The following is a 25013-nucleotide window of genomic DNA, read 5'->3' on the forward strand; positions in this document are numbered from 1 at the left end:
GTTAAGTGATAGAAAATTGATCAGCATCCTTTAGGAAAGGAAATTGCCTTCTAATTTTTACCAATTCCTCATAATTAATGGTTACCGTATACATGTCTTCATCTTCTGGTTTGTAATATACGGTGCTGCCATAAGGATCGATTACCATGGAATGCCCGCCATGATAAATCTGATTTCCATCGTGACCAACACGATTAACACCTATAACGTAACTTTGATTTTCAATGGCTCGAGCCGGAATTAATGCCCTCCAGTGCGCCGAACGTTTATCTGGCCAGCTGGCCACAATAAGTAATATATCATATTCCTCATTAACGTTGCGTAACCAAACAGGGAACCGCAAATCGTAGCAAACCGCTAATCTAATTTTCCAGCCTTTAAGTTCGACAATAAGTTTATCCTTGCCAGCAGTAAAATTTTTATCCTCTTCGCCTAAACCAAATAAATGCCGCTTATCATAATATTTATAATCGCCGTTTTGTTCCATCCAAATTAACCGATTATAGTAATTTCCATTCTCTTTAATGATAAGACTTCCCGTGATCACACAATTATATTGATAGGCTGTTTTTTGCATCCATTGCATAGTAAAACCGCCCATTTCCTCGGCCAGGGCCTCCGAGTTCATGCTAAAACCACTATTAAACATTTCAGGCAAAATGATTAAATCTGTTTTTTCCCGAACACCCATTGATAATCTAAGGGCAAGGTTTTGAAGGTTTTTTTCGATGTTTTCCCAAAATAGATAAGCCTGGAAAATAGTGACTTTCAGGTTTTCTATTTGAGTGTAAACAGGTGTATCCATATATGTTTATTTTACGGGATGATTAAACATTTTTTAACTTTTCTGCAGCCGAAGCAAGCGTAGCATTTTCTTTTGCAAAACAAAATCTAATAATTTTGTGATCGGTTGATTTTTGATAGAATGCTGAAACAGGGATGGTGGCAACGCCAAACTCCTTAATTAGCCTCATGCTGAAATCTACATCCTTTTCATCGCTGATATTACTATAACTTACACATTGAAAATAGGAACCGTTGCAAGGAAGTAACTGCAATCGACTAGAAGCCAGTAGCTTTCTAAAGTAATCTCTCTTTTCCTGAAAAAATTTGCCAATACCTAAATAATGTTGGGGTTTTTGAAGGTAGTTAGCGATAGCTTGTTGCATAGGGCTATTAACGCTGAAAACATTAAATTGGTGTACTTTCCTGAATTCTTTTGTAAGCACCTCGGGCGCCAAGCAGTAACCTAATTTCCAGCCGGTAGCATGTAAAAGTTTACCGAAAGACGCGATAACGAAGCTCCGCTCACGCAATTCCGGAAAAAGCATTACGCTTTGATGTTTCTGCCCGTCATAAATTAAATGTTCATAAACCTCGTCACTCAAAATCAGAATATCCGTTCCGTTAATTAATTTGATCAACGATTTCATATCATCCGCTGATAAAATGCTGCCAGTTGGATTATGAGGCGAATTTAAAATAATCATTCTAGTACTCGAAGTGAACAGCTTCTTCACCATTTCCCAATCAATAGTATAATTAGGTGGATCCAGTTCGTAAGTTTTTACTAATCCTCCCAAGAGTTTAATAGTAGGAGCATAGCTGTCATAAGCGGGCTCAAAAATAATTACCTCATCACCAGGATTGATTATTGCTGCAAGCGCAGTAAATATAGCTTGCGTACCGCCAGCGGTAACGGTTATTTCTGTATCAGGGTTATATTTAATATTGTATAGGGTCTCGACTTTTTCAGCAATAGTTTCTTTAAGTAAATTATTGCCAGGCATTGGGGCATATTGGTTGAAACCATCTTTCATAGCTTTGTTAACCAAGTCTGTCAGTACTGGGTCGCAAGTATAATCAGGAAAACCTTGTGATAAATTAATGGCATTATGCTCTGCTGCAAGTTTAGACATTACCGAGAAAATGGTAGTGCTTACACCAGGAAGTTTCGATTGTATATTCAACATGTTATTAGCGAAAATAGTAAAAAAAACATTAAATGTGTTAAACGGTGTAGGGTAGGTAAAACTTAAGACCTTTGATTGTTGTCATCAAACGTTTCCTGTAATAACAATCCTTTAAACAACAGGAGGATGTTTCGTCGCAATGTCTAAGAAAATTCTACTCGTTTGAGATTAAGGGTAAACATCGTTTTACAAATTGCCAAAACAGCAATAAATCAGCTTATATGGCTCGATTTTTTAACAAAATGTGATTTTTTTGGATAAGATTTTTTAGGCATAACTGCTTTAAAAATTTTACATTTACCGCCATAATCATTTATATAATAAGATGAAGCATAATTTCGGCGCAGGCCCTTGTATTTTACCTCAAGAAGTGTTTAAACAAGCTGCACAGGCAGTTTTAGATTTTAACGATGGATTATCAATTTTAGAAATTTCGCACAGAACAACTGAATTTGAGGCAGTTGTTGCTGAAGCTGATAAGTTGGTTAAAGAGTTATTAAATGTGCCATCGGGTTATTCCGTTTTATTTTTGCAAGGCGGTGCAAGTTTGCAATTTGCAATGGTACCCATGAATTTATTGGGCGATGGACAAACAGCAAGTTATTTAGATTCTGGTGTTTGGGCTACCAAGGCGCTAAAAGAAGCTAAATTTGTTGGTAATGTGAATGTTGTTGCATCATCCAAAGATTCGAACTATACTTTTATTCCAAAAGATTTCGAAATCCCTGCTGATAGTGCTTACTTTCACTATACTTCTAATAATACCATTTACGGAACTGAGCTATTTAATGTTCCTGAAACGAGTGTTCCAATCGTTTGTGATATGTCATCGGATATTATGAGCCGCGTAATTGATGTATCGAAGTTCGATTTAATTTATGCGGGTGCACAAAAAAATGTCGGTCCTGCAGGTTTAACCATTGTGATTGTTAAAGATGAGATTTTAGGTAAAATTGATCGTAAAATTCCGTCGATGTTAAACTATCAATCTCATATTGATAATGGTTCGATGTACAATACGCCTCCGGTTTTTTCAGTGTACGTTTCATTATTAAACCTTCGTTGGTTAAAATCGAAAGGTGGCGTTGCAGAAATCGAAAAAGAGAACAAGCAAAAAGCCGAAGCACTCTACAGAGAAATCGACAGAAACCCCTTGTTTAAAGGTACTTGTGCTGTAGAAGATCGTTCTAAAATGAATATTTGTTTCATTATGGAAAACCCTGAACTGGAAAAACCGTTCTTGAAATTTGCAGAAGAGCAAGGGATTATTGGTATCAAAGGACACAGAAGCGTTGGTGGTTTCCGAGCATCGATGTATAACGCACTTCCTATTACCAGCGTTCACGCTTTAATTGATGCAATGCAATCATTTGAAGAAAAACAAGCAAAATCAAATTAAGATTTAAATTATACCGCAGATAAGCTAGGGTAACTACATTTCTGTTATTAAGATCTGTGTAATCTAAAAATCTGTGTAATCATAAAAGTAACAATGATTAAAATATTAGCAAACGATGGGATAGACCCAATCGGAAAAGAACTACTGGAGAAAGCAGGTTTTCAGGTTGATACCGAAACCATTCCTCAAGATCAATTGGCTGAAGCTTTAAAAAACTATGATGCCATTACGGTTCGTAGTGCAACGAAAGTTAGAAAAGAGTTAATTGATGCTGTTCCAAATATCAAATTGATTGGTAGAGGTGGCGTTGGTATGGATAATATTGATGTTGAATATGCCCGTAGTCAAGGTGTCGCGGTGGTAAATACGCCAGCCGCATCTTCATTATCAGTTGCCGAACTGGTTTTTTCTCACTTATTCACAGGCATAAGATTTTTACAAGATGCCAACCGTAAAATGCCTGTTGAAGGTTCTACGCAGTTCAACAACCTTAAAAAAGCATATGCTAAAGGAACTGAGTTAAGCGGAAAAACAATCGGAATTATAGGTTTTGGCCGTATTGGTCGGGCAACTGCAAAAGTGGCCTTAGGTTTAGGAATGAATGTTTTAGCTTACGATTTGTTTCCATCAGAATCTGAAATTACTTTGGAGTTTCAGGGCGGAAAATCGGTAAGTATTCCAATAAAAACAGTTTCACTAGATGAAGTAATTGCTGGTAGTGATTTCTTAAGCTTGCACACCCCATTTGCTGATAAACCAATTTTAGGTGCAGAAGAGTTCGCTAAAATGAAAAATGGTGTTGGAATCGTAAATTGCTCCCGTGGCGGAACTATCGATGAGCCAGCTTTAATCGAAGCCTTAAATTCAGGTAAAGTTTCTTTCGCTGGTTTAGATGTTTTTAATAATGAACCGACACCTTTAGCAGAAATTTTAACTCATCCAAAAATTTCATTAACACCGCATATCGGTGCATCAACTAACGAAGCGCAAGAACGTATTGGTACGGAATTGGCAACTTTGATTATTGAGCACTTTAAGAAGTAAATATGACTCAAACCTCGTAGGTTTTTCAAAACCTACGAGGTTTTTTCTCAATCTAAAGCTTTCGTTAACACCCAATAGCGGTATCCCAATATCGCTTTTTGAAAAGTGGTCAAGTTATTCGGATCCTTTTTTATTAAACTTGGCAAAATTGCATTATTAATCTTTACCAAAACTTTAAATACTGCCTTTCTCATACTTTTTATATCGCTGTAGTTTCTTATTGAAGAAGTAAAATCCGCCAGCCATTATCAGAATTAAGAATATGATAAAATAGGTTGATAAACCTCCACTATTTTTTTTGGACAGATCGCTGTTTAGTTTTTCGTTTTGATCTTGAAGTTTCTTAATGGTTAACATATAGTTTTCAATTCTTTCTTGTGAATTGTCGGCTACAGCAACCTTCTTTTGGTTCTCCAGATCCTTGTAATCCATTAAAACCTTCAGCTCTTTGAAAATATTATTGTCCGTCAATACAACCTGGCGTAGAATTTCATTCGAGTTTTTTATATCCTTTTTGGTTTGCCAGCCGAAGATTCCTGTGCGTTGATTTAAGCTTTCGTCATATTGACCAAATTTCGCACTTCTTTCTGCGAGTAGTGAATTAACCTTAACGCGTTGGGCCGCATAGGATGCTGTATCTTGTTGAGCAAAAGTTTGAAAACTTATGAATAGGATGGAGAGTAAATAAAAATATTTCTTCATGTGGTAATAAACGTGAAAAGAGTAGAAGTTGTTTGAACGCTTTGTTTTTGGTTCATTGGTTTGCAACGTGGTATTTTGCTTTCGTCATTGCGAGGCACGAAGCAATCTTACAACAATGGTTACAGAAAACGTATTTAGATTGCTTCGTTCCTCGCAATGACGGCCGTTCAGGTATGGCGTGCGTGCTAACTTCAGCTTTGTTCTTTAATTTTTCATCTCTTTAGGGATGGAATTCAACCCTAACGATATCGCCTAGATGCAAACCGAGTAAACCGCTAGCTTTGCCTTTATTTATTGCAATCTCTAAGTGGTTGCTAATTCCAAACAAGCATAGCTTTTCGCCTTCCTGAACTTCGTTATAATGCCAGCTTAATTGGGTGATGGTTTCGCTTTTTCTAAAATACAATGTAAAATCGCGATTCTTCTGAATTCTGGTAAAAAGGTCTTTGGTGATGTTAGTAATTACGTTACAAAAAGTATCGATGTAAACTACACTCCCACGAATGATATCACGCTCAATAACAGGATGTAAAAGCATCTTTTGCTCAATTTCTGCTACAGGTAAACCAATGTCCTTCAGTTTCCCGCCTTTTGCCAAATGGGTTGCAGCTTTCACAAAGATATCAACCAATGGGAAGTGAAGATATTTCAAATCCTGCATAATATTTAATTCTACAACATCTTCCGGAACATCATCAAAAAGCAATGAAAAAATACCATTATCAGCGCCAACGAAATAATGGTCGCGGTGTTTAACGGCAATATATTTGGTGTTTTCACTGTAAACCGAATCTATTCCAATCAAGTGTACCGTATTCTTCGGGAAATATGGATAAGCATTTTTTAAAACGAATGCAGCGTAAGAAATATTAAAAGATGGAACTTCATGGGTAATATCAACTAAGTTAACGTTAGGCATAAGACTTAACAGACTACCTTTAAGGGCGCTCTGGTAAAAATCTTTTGAACCTAAATCTGTTGTTAAAGTAATTATACCCATTAAAAATTCGTTATTATTGCTTATTCTTGTGTAGAGGCGTAAGCGTCTGCAAATATTCAAATTTTAATTAATATACCCCGATAACTTTTTAAAATACTACAGTTTGAACGAATTAAAATTAACTCTGGATACCGTAAATCCTGCTCACTTTTGGGGGGCAAATAACGAGAATTACGAAATGATTAAAGGTGCTTTCGCTAAATTAAAATTGGTAGCGAGAGGGAGCGATGTTAAGGTTCTCGGTGATGAACAGGAACTTAAGGCATTCGAAGAGAAGTTTAACCAACTGGTGGCTCACCTTGAGAAATATAGCTCATTAACCAATAATGATGTTGAATCTATTCTAGGAGCAAAAGCTGCCGGCGTTGCAAAAAAAGATGTAGAGCAACCAACTGGCGGCGGCGGCGAGGTGATTGTTTTCGGCACTAACGGCTTGTTGGTGAAAGCAAGAACGGCCAATCAGCGTAGAATGGTAAGTAGTATTGCTAAAAACGATATTCTTTTTGCAATCGGTCCGGCGGGAACAGGTAAAACTTACACTGCAGTTGCGCTAGCTGTAAGAGCGCTAAAAAACAAAGAAATTAAGCGGATCATTTTAACTCGACCTGCGGTTGAGGCAGGAGAGAACCTCGGTTTTTTGCCTGGAGATTTGAAAGAAAAAATCGATCCTTATTTACGTCCGCTTTACGATGCCTTGGATGATATGATTCCGGCAGAGAAGCTAAAGTTTTATATTGAAAATAGAACCATCGAAATTGCGCCATTAGCTTTTATGCGTGGCCGAACATTAGATAATTGCTTTGTGATTTTAGATGAAGCGCAAAATGCGACAGATATGCAGTTGAAAATGTTTTTAACGCGTATGGGGCCGACGGCTAAGTTTATTGTCACAGGTGATGTTACGCAAGTCGATTTGCCAAAAAAACAAATGTCTGGCTTGTTTAATGGATTAAGGATTCTTGAAGATATTAAAGGAATCGATATCATTTACCTAAGCGGTGAAGATGTTGTCCGTCATAAATTGGTTAAAGACATATTGAAAGCCTACGGCGATATTCAGTAAGATCGAGGTTGCGAAGGTGGTCTTCACCCTGAATTTAGTTCAGGGGCTTGATAGCATGAAAGGTGCTCAAATAAATTCGGCATGACAATGAGGAAAAGCTTGATGTTATCTGTTCTCTTCCAATAAAACTTCAGTTAGATTTAATTTTATGGAAACTATTAGTCTTCAAAATGATTTAAAATTTTCGTTTGAGAAATTGCCTTACACCATCAGACTAATCATTTCAAAAGATGACGAAGAATGGGTATGTCGAAAGGAAAAGCTTAAAAAGCTTTTTGAATTTGCAGAAACTCAGGATGAGCATCTTTTCAAAGGAAGACTGCAACTATTCAAATCAGAAGATAAAGTTAATATTAAAGTTAAAAACGAATTTGTCGCAACGGTTTTAAAAGACGACTTTATCAGAATATTAAACAGATTGAAATAATTTAAACCTGATAGCCAACCGAGCTATCAGGTTTTTTAATTACTATATTTTTAACTCTCGACTCCAGACTTTCCGACTTCGTACTCCAGACTTTCAAGACTTTTTTACTATTTTTATCGCCTCATGAAAGCACAAAAAGAAACAAACTTCAAATTTCCAAATCAGAGCAATTTTTATAAAGGTAAAGTACGCGATGTGTACACCATAGCTGATAAATTAATGGTGCTGGTCGTTTCAGACCGGATCTCTGCATTTGATGTAGTTTTACCCGAAGCCATTCCATTCAAAGGTCAGGTTCTAAACCAAATTGCAGCCAAATTCTTATCTGCAACACAGGATATCGTTCCAAACTGGGTTTTAGATGTTCCAGATCCAATGGTAACCATCGGCCGTATTTGCGAACCTTTTAAAGTAGAAATGGTAATAAGAGGGTATTTGGCAGGTCATGCCTGGCGTGAATACAGTGCAGGAAAACGTTCTGTTTGTGGCGTTTCTTTGCCCGACGGCCTAAAGGAAAATGATAAACTGCCTCAGCCAATCATCACCCCAACAACTAAAGCATCTGTTGGTCACGATGAAGATATTTCAAGAGAAGATATCCTTGCAAAGGGAATTGTATCATTGGCTGACTATGAAAAGTTGGAAGAATATACTTACGCTCTATATCAGCGTGGAACAGAAATCGCGGCGAAAAGCGGATTAATTTTAGTCGATACTAAATATGAATTCGGCAAAGCTGATGGCGTAATCTACTTAATTGATGAAATTCATACTCCAGATTCGTCACGTTATTTCTATGCCGATGGTTACGAAGATCGTCAAAAAGCCGACGAACCTCAAAAACAACTTTCTAAAGAGTTTGTGCGGAAATGGTTGATCGAAAATGGCTTTCAAGGTAAAGATGGTCAGGTTATTCCAGAAATGACTCCCGAGATTGTTAATTCAATCTCAGAACGATACATAGAACTTTATGAGCATATTGTTGGAGAAAAGTTTGTGAAAGCTGATGCTGATTCTATTTCAAGTCGTATAGAAAGCAATGTTACGAAGGCTTTGGAAACGCTTTAAATTTTTATACATTAGTAAAATAAAGATTAGAAGAGATGAAATTTTCAGTTGACAAACACGATAAATACGTAACCTTAAAGTTAAAAGAACCTAAGTTTACAAATGATAATTCACCAGGTTTAAAATCTGAATTATATTTACTTAATGCAGAGGGTTTTAAGAATATCATTGTTGATTTGAGCCATGTAAAAGAATGCACTGATGCGCAGGATTTAAGTTGCTTATTAGTGGGTGACAGACTTTGCAAATCTGCTGGTGGATTATTTATCGTAACTGGTATCAATGATGAAATTGCACCAATTATAGAATTATCAAACATATTTCAATCTGTAACGTTTGTTAATACATTAGAGGAAGCTACTGATTTCATCTTTATGGATGAATTGGAAAAAGAGTTCAGAGGCGCAAAATAACTTACTTATAAATACAACACTGGCCTCGTAGTTTTCAAAAACCTACGAGGCTTTTTATATCAATAGAATATGAAATTTGAGATTACAATTCTTGGAAGCAGTTCGGCAACTCCTGTTTTTAATAGGAATCCATCAGCGCAGCTTTTAAATTGTAATGAAAAATTTTATTTAATTGATTGTGGTGAAGGTACACAACAGCAGCTCACTAAGTACAATTTAAAAGCGGCAAGAATCGACCATATTTTCATTAGCCATTTGCATGGCGATCATTATTTTGGTTTGATCGGTTTACTTTCTAGTTTGCATTTAAACGGCCGGACAAAGTCCATGCAAATTTTCGGACCGAAACCACTTTTAGAAATTCTAGAGATTCAGTTTAAGTACTCAGATACGATTTTAAGATATCCGTTAGAATTTTTTCCCATCGAAGCAGACGTATCAAAGCAAATATTTGAAAATCAAGATTTGATTGTGGAGACGATTGTACTCAATCATCGCATTCCGACAACAGGTTTTATTTTTAAGCAAAAGCCAAGACAACGTAAGCTGATTAAAGAGAAAACAGATGAGATTCCGATGGCTTATTACACTGCCTTGAAAAAAGGAGTTGATGTTGAATTGCCTGATGGACAGATTTTAAAAAGTGAAGACTATACTACGCCTGCAGATCCGCCTAGATCTTATGCTTACTGTTCTGATACCAGGTATGACGAACGCTACTTTTCTAGTATTAAAGGCTGTGATACCTTATATCATGAAGCTACCTTTATGCACGAGCTTTTAGATAGGGCAAATGAAACTCACCACACTACTGCGTTGCAAGCAGGAGAGGTGGCTAAAATTAATGGCGTGGAGAAATTACTGATTGGTCATTTTTCATCGCGATATAAAACGCTTCAGATGTTATTGGAAGAAACCCAATCTGTTTTCGAAAATACTGAGCTAGCCATTGAGGGAAGAACCTTCCAGTTGTAAACCAAAAGAATTTTTTAAACCTTATAGCAGCGGTATCCTTTTAACTTTTTCTGTTAAAAGATTTAGCGGAAAGAAGGAACGAGCTTAAATATTTGTACTTCAATTGTTTTTCTAAATATTTTCAACGAAAAAAGCCTTGCAACTTAAAATTGCAAGGCTTCTCACTTATAGAATAGACTATTTGTCCTTTTTGTTTCCACCACCAAATACAGAGAAATGAACGTAGCGCTTAGGATTTGCTTTTAGATCTATCATCAACTCATCCAGATTTTTAGATGCATTATTTAAGTTTTGATACATTTTATCATCATTTAATAATAATCCCAAACTTCCTTTTCCATCTTTAATACCAGAGATAACGCTTTGTAAGTCGGCAATAGCATTATTAGCATTATCTAATGTTTGTTTAAAATTAGCAGCAGCAAACTTATCTGTAACGGTATTTATATTGGTTAGTATGTCACTAATTTTTTGATTGTTATTGTTTAAGTTGGCAGTAATACCTTCAACATTTTTAAAAATAGCCTCTATGCGGGCACTTTCTGATCCTACTAAACCATCAACCTTTTTAGAAGTTGTTTCTAATGATGCAAGTGTTCCTGCAATACTATTAAAGCTTTTGTCAACATTTTTCTGGAAATTCGGATTTAAGATAGAATTCACGCTACTTAAAATGGAGTCCATTTTTCCAATAATTAATTCTGCTTTCTTCTGTACAGGTTGAACTTGTTCCATCAAGCCTTTTTCTACGTTGGCATTTAATGTGTAGCCATCTTCAGCCATTTTTTTTGAGTTACCTAACGACATTACAATCGCCTTGCTACCTAAAAGGTCAGTTCCCTCTAATCGAGCAATACTATTTTCTGGAATATCATATTTGCTATTGATACTCAAAGTAGCCAAAATAGTTCCACCAGGTTCTAGCTGCAGTTTAGCAACCCGACCGATTTGGTATCCATTAATTAAAACAGGTTTAGAAACGGTTAAACCGTCTACTCTCGTATATCTTGCAAACAAGGTAGTTTCGCTAGAAAAAATGGAATTACCTTTTAAAAAATTGTATCCTATTATGAGTAAAGCGATGGCAAATGCTGCTAAAATACCTACTTTGGTTTCGTTTTTAATCTTCATGAGTGTTTATCTTTGACGGATACAAGCGGTAAAATTAGTAATTATTACTTGTCCGAGGCGTAATTCTTTAATTTATCGTGCAAATATATGTTGTTATTACATAATGCTTACACAGTTATTTTTGTTTGGTGAATAAGTGGTTTTATACCATTTAAAAACTAATTCTACTATTATTTTACCTCAACAGATTTTTTGTAGCTCTTAATTGCAGCCAATATCGAATCTGCAATTTCATTCTGACCTTTTTCAGAGTTGATGTATTTCTCTTCTTCTTTATTCGATATAAACCCAACTTCAGTTAACACGGCTGGCATTCCACATCTTTGAAGCACCAAAACTCCCTGTTCTTTAACCCCCCGGCTTGCTCTTTTATCTCTGCTGATGTAACTTGTTTGAATGAGTTTCGCAAATTTAATGCTTTTATCTCGAAACGTATTTTTTAGTAATGATAAAAGAATGAACGTCCCCGGATTATTTGGATCGTAACCATCGTATTTGCTTTTATAGTTTTTCTCTAGTTTGATATCGGCATTTTCTCTAATCGCAGCATCTTGTTCCTTTAATCTATGCGATCCTGCAACAAGTGTTTCGGCACCTTTTATGTGTTTATTTCCAGGAGGCATCGAATTGCAATGAATGGAGATAAAAAGATCAGCATTGGCATCATTGGCAATTTCAGCCCGTTTATATAAGTCCACATCAACATCCTTCGTTCGGGTATAGATTACTTTAACGTCTGGTAATTCTGCCTTTAACTTTGCGCCTAATTTAAGGGCAACTTTTAATGCAATAGCTTTTTCGGTAGAAAAACTTCCAGATGCACCGGGCTTTTTACCTCCATGACCAGGGTCGATAACAATTGTCTTAATTTTATATCCTTGAGCAATGGAGTGGCTTGGGACGAACGGAAATATTAAAAATAGAAAGGCTAGAAGTTTGATCTTCATTTTGATAGGGATGGGGTAGATTAGAAAGATGTTTCGGCAATACGTTTATAGTTTTTAATCGCTTTAATTATTCCATTAACAATTTCTGTTTGACCTTCTGCAGAGTTCATATAATCTTCCTCATCGGGATTACTTACAAAACCAATTTCAGTTAAAACTGCAGGCATTGATGCTCGTGCTAATACTGCCAAACTTTTTTCCTGCACGCCCCGGTTAATTCTGCCAGCATTGATATATTCTTGCTGTAAAAGCGACGCAAATTTTAAACTTCTTTCTCTATTGGTTTGTTTCATCAAAGAAAGCATAATGTCATTCTCAGGTGTATTGGCAATAAAACCTTCATAGTTTTTCTGATAATTATCCTCTAAAAACATCGAAGCATTTTCCCTTTTGATTACTTCATCTTGCTCTCCTAAACGGCCTGTGCCAGATACAAAGGTTTCCGTGCCCCGTGTAGAAGTACTTTTCGAAACGACAGAACGGTAAACAGGAACTTTTCTACCTTTAACTTTTTTATAATAATCAACCACTTTCGATACCCTTACCGGCATATCATTCAAGTGAATAGATATAAATAAATCAGCCTTTGCATTATTAGCGATGTTGATGCGTTCGTACAATGGAATGAAAACATCGGTTTGCCTCGTGTAAATTACTTTAATATCTTTAATACTATCTTGAAGTGCTTTACCCAAGTTAAGTGCTGTTTTTAAAGCAACATCTTTCTCTTTAGAATAAACACCATGCGTGGCGCCATCCTTTCCTCCATGACCAGCGTCGATTACGATTGTTTTAATTTTATATTCTTGCGCAAAGGCTTGATTATCAATTGTATTGAATAAAGCAAAACAAATAATAAATGTTAAAATGGTTTTAAGATACATCAATGGTATATTTTTCACTAATTTTGAACGTTTTTGATTAAACATTTGTGCAAAAATAACATTCAAATACGAATTTGAAACTTCTTACTAGCTCTATTTTACTAATTTCTGTCATTTTATTAACACATGGTGTTGGTAAAGCTAACGCATTTTCTTCTTTTTCATTGCAACAAATCATCCAGCAAGACACATCAAAAAGAGATACATCGAAAAAAGCATCTCCAAATAATAGTGGTTTGGATCAAAAAGTAGAGTACCGGGCCGATTCAGTTCGTTTCAGCAAGAACAAGAGTATCATATACATGTATGGAAACGCCAGGGTAAATTATGGCGACTTCGAACTCGATGCAGATTATATCCGTTACGATTCGCAAAATAAACTGATTTTTGCCAGTGGAAGAACGGATCCTAAAACCAATAGATACGTTGGTAAACCGATATTTAAATCCGGTACCGATGGTTCTGCAATAGCCGATTCACTTTATTATAATTCTGAAACTACTAAGGCAAAAGTTTACGGTGTATTCTCTGAGCAGGAGGGTGGCTTTTTCTCTGGCGGACAAAGTAAAAAACAAATTGATGATGAGTTGCACATTAAAAATGTAATGTACAGCACGTGCAACTTGCCTCATCCTCACTTCGGGATTTTGATTACAAAAGGTATTGCCACGGAAAAGCAGATTATAAGTGGACCAATGTACATGGTTTTTGAAGGTGTACCTACGCCAATAGGTTTACCATTTGCATTTTTTCCTAAACCAAATAAAAGAACTTCAGGCATAATTTTACCAAGCCCTGGAGAGGATGCAACACGTGGTTTCTTTTTACAAAATGGAGGTTACTACCTTGGTTTAAATGATTACTGGGACGCTAAATTGCTGGGAAGTATTTACACAAATGGTTCTTACGAGACCAATTTGACCAGTAACTACATCAAAAGATATAAATTTAGCGGAAACATAGGTATTAGCTACAACAGTGTAAAAAATGGTTTAGAGGGCACTGAAGCTTTTGAAAATCCTAACAAGGATTTTAGCATTAGATGGTCGCACTCACAAAACGCAAACGCCAACCCTGGAACAACTTTTAGTGCCAGTGTTAACGTTACTTCCAGTAGCTATTACACCAATAGTCCTGCTAATTTGAACTACGATTTAAATGCGATTGCAAACAATACCACCAATAGTAGTATTAGTTATTCTAAAACTTTTTCCAACAATATGAATTATTCGTTATCGATGACGAGTAATCAAACCTTGCGCACAAGGGATGTATCCATTAGATTGCCCGATGCAACTTTTAACGTGCCAACTTTTAGTCCATTCGATTCAAAAACTCGCGTGGGGGAGCAAAAATGGTATCAGAAAATTACCATTGGATATGCTTTGCAAGGAACGAATGCCATAGATACAAAGGATAGTTTATTGTTTCAAAACGATGGTTTAAAGCGGTTGAGATCTGGTTTCAGTCACAGCATTCCTATCAACATGTCGTTTACAGCCCTAAAATATCTAAACTTCTCTTTGGGTGGTAGCTATAACGAGGTTTGGAATTTTCAACATATCAATAAAAGATTTACCAGTTTCGATGATGGAACTTATACAGAAAGGATAGATACCCTTAGCGGTTTCAAACGGGCCGGAAGTTATAGTCTTTCTACCAGTATGTCTACCAAAATTTATGGTCAAAAGAAGTTTAAAAACCTGGGGAACATTATGGCTATGCGCCACGTAATTACACCTAACGTTTCATTTAATTATTCGCCAGATTTTACTAAAGCAGGTAGAGGTCCGTTTTTGGCTGCAATTGATCAAAATGGTAAAGAAATAAGAGATACTTATCAACAGCCGTTAACCTATTCTGTTTTTCAGGGGATGGCTTATCAAGGTTCTTTTCCTGGCAAAGCTGCCGCTATCGGTTTTGGTGTAGATAATACGGTGGAATTAAAAGTTAAATCGAGCAAAGATACCACTGGTACCGGAGAGCGAAAAATTCCAATTATTCAAGGTTTAAGTATTTCTGGTTCTTATAATTTTCTGGCTCCGAGAAATAAACTTTCTACCTTAAGTTTTAATGGTCGTTCTCAGTTTACAGATAAATTAGGAATTAACTACAATGGTACGTTCGATCCTTATGATTTGGATGAAAGTGTAGATCCTGTTACCGGACAAAGAACCTTTACGCGAAGCAATAATTTCACCCTGAGGAGAGGTGGCCGCTTAGCCCGACTAACTAACATCGGATTTTCATTCGATTACAGCTTAAATCCGGATGCCTTGAAAAAGAAAAATGAAGCCAATGATAAATTGAGCGAAACTGCAAAGGAAAAAGGCTTGTCGCCATTGCAATCAGAACAATTGGCTGCCATCAGCAGAGATCCAAATGCTTTTGTGGATTTCAATATTCCATGGAATTTCTCATTCTCTTACAGTTTTCAATACAGTAACGATTTTGGCGTAAGCACAACAAGTAATACGCTAAACTTCAACGGAGATTTTAATCTGACACCTAAATGGAAATTTACTTTCAATTCGGGTTACGATTTTCAAAATAATGGTCTAACACCAATGAACATAGGGATTTACCGTGACTTACATTGTTGGGATATGAGTGTGAATTGGGTTCCTTATGGTGCTTATAAGAGTTATTCCGTAACCTTAAAGGTTAAGGCCTCAATTCTTCAAGATTTAAAATTGAGCAAAAGACAAGGTTTCTACAATACATACCAGTAAAATTATGCTAGCTGAAATTATAACCATTGGCGATGAAATTCTCATCGGTCAAATTGTTGATACCAATTCGGCCTGGATGGCTAAACAATTAAATTTAATTGGCGTTTCGGTTAAACAGATTACATCAGTTTCTGATGATGAACAACATATTTTATCTGCATTAGCTGATGCTGAAACCAGAGCAGATATCATTTTAATAACCGGTGGTTTAGGTCCGACGAAAGATGATATTACCAAGAAAACTTTGGCTAAATATTTCAATATGGGTTTTAGAAACGATGCCGGAGCCTTAGAAATGGTTCGTCAGATTTTCGAGAAATTCAAACGCCCTTTGTTGGATATTAACATTCAGCAAGCTGATGTACCAGATGGTTGCGAAGTGATCGTTAATAAAAACGGAACCGCTCCATGCATGTGGTTTGAGCAGCACGATAAGATTTTTGTGTCAATGCCTGGAGTTCCGTACGAAATGATGTATTTAATGGACGATGAAGTATTACCAAGAATTAAATCCCGGTTTAAGTTACCGTCAATTGTACACAAAACTATTCTGACGGCTAATATTGGTGAATCCTTTTTAGCCAAGGAAATTGAAGAAATCGAAGATGGTTTGCCACCGCATATTAAGCTTGCGTATTTACCTAAATTAGGCCAGGTGCGTTTGCGTTTATCTGCAAAAGGCGATAATGAATTGGCTTTAAAGGCTGAAGTTGAAGTTTATGCTCAACAGATTATCACAAAAGTTAAAAAGTTTGTTGTAATTGATGAAGATCTCCCGCTCGAGCAGGCCATTCTCAATCTAATGAAATCGAAAGGTTTAACCTTATCTACTGCAGAAAGTTGTACTGGTGGCTATATTGCCCATTTGATTACTCAACATCCTGGCTGTTCATCTGTGTATTGGGGCGGAGCTGTGGCCTATGCCTACGAACTTAAAGAATCGATTTTGGGCGTGAAAGAAGTTACCTTATCTAAATTTGGTGCGGTGAGTGAAGAAACGGTTACCGAAATGGCCGAAGGAGCAATTAAACATTTCAAAACTGATTATGCTATTGCAGTAAGTGGTATAGCCGGACCAGATGGTGGTACCGAAGATAAGCCGGTTGGAACCGTGTGGATTGCGATTTCATCAAAGAATAAAACAGTTGCTAAAGTGTTTAATTTCAGTAATAAACGCCTTCAAAACATCGAACGTTCGGCAGCATCAGCATTAATGATGTTATTAAATCTACTTAGGGAAGACTTTTACAACGAATAAAAACTGTATTTTTGTCGCAATACCAATATATAATACTGTAATTTAATATGGCTCAATACGAACTATTGTTACCAAAAATGGGTGAAAGTGTTGCCGAAGCAACCGTAATTAAATGGGTAAAACAAATTGGAGATTCAATTGATTTGGATGACACAATTTTAGAAATTGCAACAGATAAAGTAGATTCTGAAGTACCTTCACCTGTTGCCGGTAAATTGGTAAAGCAATTATTTAAGGAAGATGAAGTTGCACAAGTTGGTGATGTAATTGCTATTATAGAAACTGCAGGTGGTAACGACGTTAAAACCGAAGAAGCTGCTCGACAAATGCCTGTTGTAGAAGAAGAACAACCTCAAGACATTCCAGGCTTAGCAGAATTACAGCAAGAAAAAACTTCTGAAGTGCAAGCTGATTTTGCTTCTTCAGACCGTTTTTATTCTCCTCTGGTAAAAAGCATAGCTTCTCAAGAAAATATTTCCATTGAAGAACTCGATTCAATAAAAGGCTCTGGTGCAGATGGCAGGCTCAACAAAGATGATTTATTAAATTATATCTCAAACAGAAACGGTGGGCAAGCGAATGCCTCACCAACCATTTCAAATGTTCCTAATCAGCCAGCTGCTGAACCTATTACCGCATCACAACAAGCACCGGTTGCAACTAAAACATCAACAACATCAGTCTCTGGTGGCGATGAAATTATTGAAATGGATAGAATGCGTAAACTTATTGCCGATCATATGGTGATGAGTAAAACGACATCTCCACACGTCACTTCATTTGTTGAGGCCGATGTGACGAATATGGTTTTGTGGCGCAACAAAGTGAAAAATACCTTTGAAAAACGTGAAAATGAGAAAATAACATTTACGCCAATTTTTGTTGAAGCTGTAGCAAAGGCCATTAAAGATTTTCCAATGATCAATGTTTCGGTTAACGGAACGCAAATTATCAAAAAACGCGATATCAATATTGGTATGGCAGCGGCTTTGCCAAGTGGAAACCTCATTGTTCCGGTGATAAAAAATGCCGATCAGTTAAATTTAGTTGGTTTAACAAAAGCCGTTAACGATTTAGCTGCAAGAGCCAGGATTTCAAAACTTAAACCGGATGAAACACAAGGTGGGACTTTCACATTAACAAATGTAGGTTCATTTGGAAACGTGATGGGTACACCTATTATAAACCAACCACAAGTTGCTATTTTAGCTGTGGGCGCCATTAAAAAGAAACCTGCAGTGTTAGAAACTGAACACGGGGATGTTATTGCAATTCGCCACATGATGTTCCTTTCATTGTCTTACGACCATAGAGTTGTGGATGGTTCGTTAGGAGGGATGTTTATTAGAAGAGTGGCTGATTACCTGGAAAACTGGGATTTTAACAGAGAGATTTAATTAAAATAAAAAGAAGTCAAGTTTTTCAAAGCTTGACTTCTTTAGTTTAAAACCAAATCACGTTAATTCTGTTTTTTGACTAACGACTAACGACTTAAATTATGGCTAAGTTTTCAGAATTAATAAATGGAGAGAAACCAGTTTTGGTAGATTTTTTTGCCGAGTGGTGTGGACCTTGCAAAATGATGAAGCCCATTTTAGAACAATTGAAATCGCAGGTTGGCGATTCCGTATCTATTATTAAGGTCGATATTGATAAAAATCAAGCGGCTGCATCAGCCTATTCGGTTCAAAGTGTACCTACTTTAATGTTATTCAAACAAGGAAAACAAGTTTGGCGTCAAAGTGGTGTTTTGCAGGCTTCGCAATTGAAACAGATTATCGATTCTCATTCTTAATTATACTTCGACCACTTTATTGGGCGTAACCGCAAATATTTGTTCATTAGTCTTCGGGTAAATGTTATAAAGGCCTGTAAACGTACTGAAAGCTGGCAAAACTGCATATTCTTTTCCAAAGAAGAAACAAGGAAATTTTAAACGCTGTTTTGCTTTACCCACTACAGTAACCCCAGGATGAATGTGGCCACTTATCGGATACAATTCTTCTTCGGTACATTTTGGTACATCATGAATAAAGCAAAAAGGCCCCAAACAAAAACTCGGTTCATGTATTTCAATTTGCATTGATTCATAATCAGCATTTGCTAACCTATCATGGTTTCCTTTTACAAGCAAGAAAGTGAGTTCGCGAAATTGCTTTTTCCATGATGCAAACTCATCGATATCGGTGTTTAAACCATGATGAAACATATCACCATTAATCAATAACGTTTTAGGTTTGTACTTTTCAATGAGCAAACCTAATCGTTGTAAATCATTTTGAGCGATGGTAGATGGTACTTGTACACCAGCAGAACGGAAATGTGCAGATTTACCCAAATGCAAATCGCTAATGGCTAAAAGTTGATGTTGTGGTAAGTATAAAGCCCTTTCTTTATCTAGAATCAGTTCTTCTCCGTGGCTTGTTATTGTCATTAATTTTTATCTAATATAGTCCGTAGTTGCGAGCAATGACGAAACAGTAAAAGGGTAATCTACTTAAATTTCTCCGATTCAGCTTTCATCCTTGCAATTCGTTGTTCCAATTCTTCCGAACTCATATTTTCCCGTAAACTATCAACCTTAATCGGAAATGATAATGGTGTAAAACTCTGAGGATGGGTAATGATTACCTCACTATTTTGAATTCTTTCTAACGCGGCAGCCAATCTTGGCTCTTCCAACTGCTGATAAAAAACTTCATCGTATGCCTGGCGCAAAAGTAAATTATGTTTATCGTAATCGCTAAAAACATTAAAAAATAAACCTGCAGATGACTGGAGATGTTTATTGGCAACATATTTACCAGGATACCCCTGAAAAACCAAACCTGAAATGCAGGCAATATCGCGGAACTTTCTTCGAGCCATTTCTGTTGAATTGATACTTAGCGTAATGTCTTCTGTTAAGTTTTTTGGCGAGAAAACTTCGTAAGCGATAGATTCATCCATAGGAATTTCGGTTTCGCTTAAGAGCTCAAAACCATAATCGTTCATTGCAATAGAAAAACTTATCGGCAAAAGCTTGCTCAAACGGTAGGCTACCAAAGCCGCCAAAACTTCATGAACTAAACGCCCTTCAAATGGGTAAGCAAAAAGATGAAAACCTTCTTTGTTATTAATCAATTCAATTAGCAATTCATCATTGCGTGGTACATGAGAACGCTTTTCTTGCAAAAGAAATAATGGATAAACAGAATCCAATTCTTCATCATTATGGGTTTTATCTAACGCTTCATTATATTTTTTCCGCAATACCGAACCTAGATTTGAAGATAAAGGCAAACGGCCACCATTCCAGCTTGGAGAAATGGCATTTTTCTGTTTGCTCACGCGAACAATCACCGTCATATCTTTAACGTGAACAAACTCCAAAACCCGACCAGCCAAACGAAAATTATCGCCGGCTTTTAACCGGGTAACAAAATATTCTTCTACCATGCCTATATACCCGCCGGAAAGAAATTTTACCTTTAACATCGCATCACTTACTATAGTTCCGATGTGCAAACGATGTCGCATAGCCAGCTGTCGGCTTTTAACTTTCCATAATCCGTCTTCATCTTTAGTTACCTTTTTAAACTCATTATAAGCGCCTAAGCTATCACCACCTGAAGTAATAAATTGCATTACCCAAGCCCATTGCTCTGGCAAGATCAATTTAAAAGCGTGGGTATTTTTGATTTCCTCATAAACGATCTTGTCATCAAAGCCATCTCCAATAGCTAAAGTAACCAGGTATTGAACCAGAGTATCAAAAACCATAATGAATGGCTCACGACTTTCTATATTATTGGTTTTGGCTGCTTCTTTAATTGCTGCTGCTTCCACTAATTCTAAAGCATGGGTTGGCAAAAAATAGATCTTCGAAACCTCATGGGGTGAATGCCCTGAACGGCCGGCACGTTGCAAAAACCTGGCAACACCTTTAGGAGAACCCACTTGAACAACGGTATCCACGGGTTTGAAATCAACCCCTAAATCCAGAGATGAAGTCGCAATAACAGCTTTCAGTTGTCCCGTGTGTAATGCATCTTCAATCCAGTTTCTGAGTTCAAAATCTATCGAACCGTGGTGAATAGCAATTCTTCCTGCCAGTTCAGGTTCGATATTTAGCAGGTGCTGGTACCACATTTCCGATTGCCCACGGGTATTGATAAAAATAAGAGTGGTTTTGCTTTTCTCAATGATAGGCAGAAGTTTGTAAGCCAGTTTTAAACCCAAATGCCCAGCCCAAGGCAGGGTTTCAATATCATCGGGAAGGATAGATTTAATGATGATTTTCTTTTCTAGGTCGGCTTTTATAATGATCCTTTTCGCCGTTTCATCAGGCTCCAAAACATCCAAAGCCTCTTCAATATTTCCAATGGTCGCCGAAATTCCCCATACTCTTAAAAACTGATTTTTTTCCAATTTTTGCAAACCTTTAATCCGGGAAATAGCAAGTTCTACCAATACACCACGTTTACTTCCTAACAATTCATGCCATTCATCTGCTACTATGCATTTCAGATTTTTAAATAAAGTTGAAGAGCCTTTTTGCGCCAATAAAAGATGCAAACTTTCAGGTGTAATCAATAAAATTTCGGGCATCGATTTCTTTTGTTGAACCTTTTCTGCCTGCGAGGTATCGCCGTTTCTTACTCCAACATGCCAATCTAATTCAAGTTCGGTAAGTGTTTCACGCATCGCTCTTGCAATATCTTTAGCCAGGGAGCGAAGTGGGGTAATCCAAATGAGTTGCAAACGGTCTTTTGCTTTTTTATTGCTTAATTCTGATGCATTTAGCGCCTCTATGGCTATGGCCAAAAACAAAGAAAATGTTTTACCAAATCCTGTTGGAGCATTCACCAATCCGCTGTAACCGTCTAAATAGTTTTGCCAGGCATCTTCTTGAAATTTAAATGGTTTACGACCATTGGCTTTAAGCCATTGCTTAATTTTTTTGTAGCCTTTGGTTTTCGTTTGGTCCATGTATAATTATAATTTCTAAATTTTTAACTTGAAAAGCAATTTCAGTAGTTCTTTGGTTGCATCATTCCCGCCATTTGCTACAATTCCCGATGAAAAATCGGGATATTTTCGCTTCTGTCGGGTTTAAAATAGTTAGGTAAACCTAAGTAAAATAAACCTGACAGGAGCGAGCACGAAACCCGATTTTTTTAATCGGGTGAGTAAAGTGTATGACAGGGCTTTCGGTTCCGATAAACACAGAAACCTGATTTTCTAATCATTTATAAATGTTGATGCCAGTAATTGCCTCAAATCTTCTAATGTATTTATTTCAGCAGCTTTTTTATCTTTCCGCCATCTTAAAATCCGTGGAAAACGAAGTGCCAAACCGGCTTTGTGTCGTTTACTTTCTGCAATTCCCTCAAATGCAATTTCGAAAACAAGTTCGGGTTTCACCGTTCTTACTGGTCCAAATTTTTCTATTGCATTTTTGGTTACAAAAGAATTCACTTCTTTAATTTCCTTATCGGTTAGGCCAGAATAAGCCTTCGCAATAGTAACCAAGTTTTCGCCATCGCGAACGGCAAAAGTATAATCGGTGAAGAAATTTGCTCGTCTGCCACTACCTTTTTGAGCATAAATCATCACTGCATCAACGGTATAAGGATTTATTTTCCATTTCCACCAATCGCCACGTTTACGACCACTGTGGTAATGTGAACTCAGTTTTTTAAGCATAATTCCCTCACTGTTAATTGAACGTGAGGTTTGTCTTAACTCCGCTAATTCCTCCCAGGTTTTACACTTTATAACTGGTGATAGAATTACAGCACTTTCATCTAAACTACCAATTAACTGCTCTAATATTTTTCTTCTTTCACTAAGAGGATGTTCGCGAAAATCATTTGCCTCAAACTCCAGAATATCGTAAACGAAGAACCCAATAGGGGCGTCTTCCAGTTGTTTTTTACTGATCGTTTTACGGTTTAAACGTTGCTGCAAAGTACTAAAAGATAAAACCTGCTTATCCTGTACCGCTAGTATTTCACCATCTAAAACTGCACCATCTGGCAAAATATCAATTAAAAAATGTAGTTCTGGGAATTGCTCTGTTACCAATTCTTCGCCTCTGCTCCATATAAATAATTCACCATTTCTTTTAACAATTTGTCCGCGGATACCATCCCATTTCCATTCGGCTTGCCATTCAGTAATATCGCCTAACTTTTCTGGCTCTTGCTCCAAAGCATAGGCAAGGCAAAAGGGATACGGCCAGGAGTTATCTGTATTTACATGTGCCCCATTAATCAGCTCGGTAAAAGTAATTTCATAAGGATTCCACTTGCCCATAATGCTATGCATAATTTGGGCACTATCCAAACTACTTTGCTTGGCCAGGGCATTCACCAGCATTTTATTGGAAACCCCAATTCTGAAATTGCCTGAAATAAGTTTATTGAAAATGAATCGTTCTTGTGTTTCTAAGGTATTCCAGGCATTTAAGATGAAATCTTTTTTAGTTTCATCGTTTTTACCTTCCAAATCGTGCAAATTTTCAATCCATTTATGCAATTGAATATCTGAAGTTTTTTCTGCAGGTGGGAGGAGCAGGGCAATGGTTTCACTTAAATCGCCCACGTTCGAGTAACTTTCAGAAAATAACCATTCGGGTGTTTGTGTAATTTCTATTGCCCAATATTTAAGCAATGCTGATTTAATTGGTCGACGAGGTTTTTTACCTGTGAACAAGGCGATGACCCAAATCTTATCTTTATCATCGGCAAAATTAAAATAATCTACTAAGGCAGCAATTTTATCATTGGTTTTATTGCTCAATTCTAGCTGCTGAATGAGTTTTGCAAATCTTTTCATTCTGCGCTTATGTTTTCAGTTTCATTCTTTTGATTCTCACCATCCGCCAGATCAACTTTGTTTTCTTCATCGTCTTCTTGCCCAAACTTGGTCATTACTTCTTCTGATTCAATGCCCTCATCATTTAAAAACCGACTAAAAGCGGCCGTGAAACCATGGGTAACATAAACTTTTTCTGCGCCGGTTGCAGTAATGGCATCCATTAGCCCTGTCCAATCGGCATGGTCACTGAGGGCGAAACCAGCATCGGCACTTTGCCAGCGACGGTGTGCCCGAACCTGCATCCAACCTGAGCAAATACCAGTAACCGGATGGGATAAATTCTTAATCCATCGGCTATCACGCATGGCTGGTGGCACAATTACAATTCCCTTCTGTAATTCATCCTTGGTAGTTTCGGGTGTAATTCTAATCGTTTCTGGCAAGTTTACACCAGCATTGATAATTACTTCATTTAGGTTTGCGATACTATTGTGAACATAAATAGGAACACTACCCGCAAGATTTTTAATTAAACGTTGTGCTTTCCCTAAACTATATGCAATTAATACGCTCGTTTTTTGTTGTGGAATATTATCGCTAACCCAACTTTTAATTTTATCGAAAACAAGATCTTGTTTTTGCCATTTATATACAGGCAAACCAAAAGTACTTTCAGATACAAATGAATGGCATTTTACGGGTTCAAAAATATCACTAATCCCATCATCTTCCGTTTTATAGTCGCCTGAAATAACACAGATTTCCCCTTTGTATTCTAATCTAACTTGTGCCGAACCAATGATATGGCCTGCAGGATAAAATGAAATATTTACACCGTTACGAACGATGCTTTCGCCATAATTAAGGGTTTCTACATTTAAATCTTCGCTAATGCGGCGTTTAATTATAGGCTTTGTTAAGGTATGGCAGAGGTAATGTTTATTTCCAAAACGTACATGGTCGCTATGGCCATGTGTAGTTACGGCGTAATCTACAGGCCACCAAGGATCTACATAAAAATCTCCTTGCTTACAGTAAATACCTCTTTTTGTAAATTCTATTAATGCCATGAGTACTAAACAATAAATTATGCTATAAGTTTTAAATCAATATCGGCTAATTAGCCGATAATTTAAAATATCGGGTAATTAGCCGATAAATAGAAATATCGGGTAATTAGCCGATAATTTTTG

22 protein-coding genes are annotated in these 25013 nt (G+C 36.9%); 11 read left to right on the forward strand and 11 right to left on the reverse strand.

Annotated elements, in window-relative coordinates; genetic code table 11:
• Nucleotide 1: 1 nt before the first annotated feature.
• Together ACZZZK_RS00420 and ACZZZK_RS00425 are read right to left on the reverse strand one after the other, a co-directional pair.
• Entirely contained in the window at nt 2-805 is an 804-nt protein-coding gene (locus tag ACZZZK_RS00420; RefSeq protein WP_265798728.1) for a nitrilase family protein, read from the reverse strand.
• A 22-nt stretch (nt 806-827) separates the two neighbouring features.
• Nucleotides 828-1973 (reverse strand): methionine aminotransferase, encoded by a 1146-nt coding sequence (locus tag ACZZZK_RS00425; protein ID WP_463482334.1) that lies wholly within the window; start codon nt 1971-1973, stop codon nt 828-830.
• Nucleotides 1974-2298: 325 nt separating this feature from the next.
• Here ACZZZK_RS00425 and serC point away from each other — a divergent pair, with 325 nt between their 5' ends.
• Both serC and ACZZZK_RS00435 read left to right on the forward strand, forming a co-directional pair.
• Nucleotides 2299-3372 carry a 3-phosphoserine/phosphohydroxythreonine transaminase gene (gene serC / locus ACZZZK_RS00430; protein ID WP_463482335.1) on the forward strand — a complete coding sequence of 358 codons (1074 nt, stop codon included), beginning with the start codon at nt 2299-2301 and terminating at the stop codon, nt 3370-3372.
• A 93-nt stretch (nt 3373-3465) separates the two neighbouring features.
• The gene (locus ACZZZK_RS00435; protein WP_463482336.1) at nt 3466-4416 is read left to right on the forward strand and encodes a D-2-hydroxyacid dehydrogenase; all 951 of its coding nucleotides are present in this window, start codon (nt 3466-3468) and stop codon (nt 4414-4416) included.
• Nucleotides 4417-4590: 174 nt separating this feature from the next.
• On the opposite strand, the gene ACZZZK_RS00440 is transcribed toward ACZZZK_RS00435, so the two are convergent.
• Both ACZZZK_RS00440 and ACZZZK_RS00445 read right to left on the reverse strand, forming a co-directional pair.
• Nucleotides 4591-5118, reverse strand: coding sequence for a hypothetical protein (locus ACZZZK_RS00440; protein WP_463482337.1), 528 nt, complete (start codon nt 5116-5118; stop codon nt 4591-4593).
• 220 nt (nt 5119-5338) lie between these two features.
• Nucleotides 5339-6118: an SAM hydrolase/SAM-dependent halogenase family protein gene (locus tag ACZZZK_RS00445; protein ID WP_056848893.1), complete on the reverse strand. Its 780-nt coding sequence runs from the start codon at nt 6116-6118 to the stop codon at nt 5339-5341.
• A 103-nt stretch (nt 6119-6221) separates the two neighbouring features.
• On the opposite strand from ACZZZK_RS00445, the gene ACZZZK_RS00450 reads away from it, so the two are divergent.
• The 5 genes from ACZZZK_RS00450 (at nt 6222) to ACZZZK_RS00470 (ending at nt 10064) form a co-directional block, all read left to right on the forward strand.
• Nucleotides 6222-7181 (forward strand): PhoH family protein, encoded by a 960-nt coding sequence (locus ACZZZK_RS00450; RefSeq protein ID WP_265798733.1) that lies wholly within the window; start codon nt 6222-6224, stop codon nt 7179-7181.
• A gap of 148 nt (nt 7182-7329) precedes the next feature.
• Complete coding sequence (locus ACZZZK_RS00455; RefSeq protein ID WP_463482338.1) at nt 7330-7608, forward strand: hypothetical protein; 279 nt, start codon at nt 7330-7332, stop codon at nt 7606-7608.
• 123 nt (nt 7609-7731) lie between these two features.
• Nucleotides 7732-8676: a phosphoribosylaminoimidazolesuccinocarboxamide synthase gene (locus ACZZZK_RS00460; protein ID WP_463482339.1), complete on the forward strand. Its 945-nt coding sequence runs from the start codon at nt 7732-7734 to the stop codon at nt 8674-8676.
• Between the two features lie 35 nt (nt 8677-8711).
• Nucleotides 8712-9089, forward strand: a complete 378-nt coding sequence (locus ACZZZK_RS00465; RefSeq protein ID WP_056848896.1) for an STAS domain-containing protein — start codon at nt 8712-8714, stop codon at nt 9087-9089.
• A gap of 69 nt (nt 9090-9158) precedes the next feature.
• Nucleotides 9159-10064 carry a ribonuclease Z gene (locus tag ACZZZK_RS00470; protein WP_463482340.1) on the forward strand — a complete coding sequence of 302 codons (906 nt, stop codon included), beginning with the start codon at nt 9159-9161 and terminating at the stop codon, nt 10062-10064.
• A 177-nt stretch (nt 10065-10241) separates the two neighbouring features.
• Here ACZZZK_RS00470 and ACZZZK_RS00475 read toward each other — a convergent pair whose 3' ends face one another.
• From ACZZZK_RS00475 to ACZZZK_RS00485, 3 genes are all read right to left on the reverse strand, one after another.
• Nucleotides 10242-11195 carry an MlaD family protein gene (locus ACZZZK_RS00475; RefSeq protein WP_056848898.1) on the reverse strand — a complete coding sequence of 318 codons (954 nt, stop codon included), beginning with the start codon at nt 11193-11195 and terminating at the stop codon, nt 10242-10244.
• Between the two features lie 170 nt (nt 11196-11365).
• On the reverse strand, nt 11366-12142 hold the full coding sequence (locus ACZZZK_RS00480; protein WP_463482341.1) for an N-acetylmuramoyl-L-alanine amidase family protein: 777 nt from the start codon (nt 12140-12142) through the stop codon (nt 11366-11368).
• Nucleotides 12143-12162: 20 nt separating this feature from the next.
• Nucleotides 12163-13026: an N-acetylmuramoyl-L-alanine amidase family protein gene (locus ACZZZK_RS00485; RefSeq protein ID WP_463486268.1), complete on the reverse strand. Its 864-nt coding sequence runs from the start codon at nt 13024-13026 to the stop codon at nt 12163-12165.
• A 74-nt stretch (nt 13027-13100) separates the two neighbouring features.
• Here ACZZZK_RS00485 and ACZZZK_RS00490 point away from each other — a divergent pair, with 74 nt between their 5' ends.
• The 4 genes from ACZZZK_RS00490 to trxA all read left to right on the forward strand — a co-directional run bounded on the left by ACZZZK_RS00490 (nt 13101) and on the right by trxA (nt 18811).
• The gene (locus ACZZZK_RS00490) at nt 13101-15758 is read left to right on the forward strand and encodes a putative LPS assembly protein LptD (protein ID WP_463482342.1); all 2658 of its coding nucleotides are present in this window, start codon (nt 13101-13103) and stop codon (nt 15756-15758) included.
• Nucleotides 15759-15762: 4 nt separating this feature from the next.
• Complete coding sequence (locus ACZZZK_RS00495; protein ID WP_463482343.1) at nt 15763-17016, forward strand: competence/damage-inducible protein A; 1254 nt, start codon at nt 15763-15765, stop codon at nt 17014-17016.
• 47 nt (nt 17017-17063) lie between these two features.
• Nucleotides 17064-18413 (forward strand): dihydrolipoamide acetyltransferase family protein, encoded by a 1350-nt coding sequence (locus ACZZZK_RS00500; protein WP_463482344.1) that lies wholly within the window; start codon nt 17064-17066, stop codon nt 18411-18413.
• A gap of 101 nt (nt 18414-18514) precedes the next feature.
• The gene (gene trxA / locus ACZZZK_RS00505; protein WP_463482345.1) at nt 18515-18811 is read left to right on the forward strand and encodes a thioredoxin; all 297 of its coding nucleotides are present in this window, start codon (nt 18515-18517) and stop codon (nt 18809-18811) included.
• Here the strand turns inward: trxA and pdeM are convergent, their stop codons facing one another.
• The 4 genes from pdeM to ACZZZK_RS00525 all read right to left on the reverse strand — a co-directional run bounded on the left by pdeM (nt 18812) and on the right by ACZZZK_RS00525 (nt 24890).
• Entirely contained in the window at nt 18812-19450 is a 639-nt protein-coding gene (gene pdeM, locus ACZZZK_RS00510) for a ligase-associated DNA damage response endonuclease PdeM (RefSeq protein WP_463482346.1), read from the reverse strand. It lies immediately after the preceding gene.
• A gap of 59 nt (nt 19451-19509) precedes the next feature.
• Entirely contained in the window at nt 19510-21987 is a 2478-nt protein-coding gene (locus ACZZZK_RS00515) for a ligase-associated DNA damage response DEXH box helicase (RefSeq protein WP_463482347.1), read from the reverse strand.
• Between the two features lie 252 nt (nt 21988-22239).
• Nucleotides 22240-23838 carry an ATP-dependent DNA ligase gene (locus ACZZZK_RS00520; protein ID WP_463482348.1) on the reverse strand — a complete coding sequence of 533 codons (1599 nt, stop codon included), beginning with the start codon at nt 23836-23838 and terminating at the stop codon, nt 22240-22242.
• Nucleotides 23835-24890, reverse strand: coding sequence for a ligase-associated DNA damage response exonuclease (locus ACZZZK_RS00525; protein ID WP_463482349.1), 1056 nt, complete (start codon nt 24888-24890; stop codon nt 23835-23837). Before ACZZZK_RS00525 ends, ACZZZK_RS00520 begins: the two co-directional genes overlap by 4 nt.
• Nucleotides 24891-25013 lie beyond the last annotated feature (123 nt).

This window comes from Pedobacter sp. AC163 (assembly GCF_979258665.1).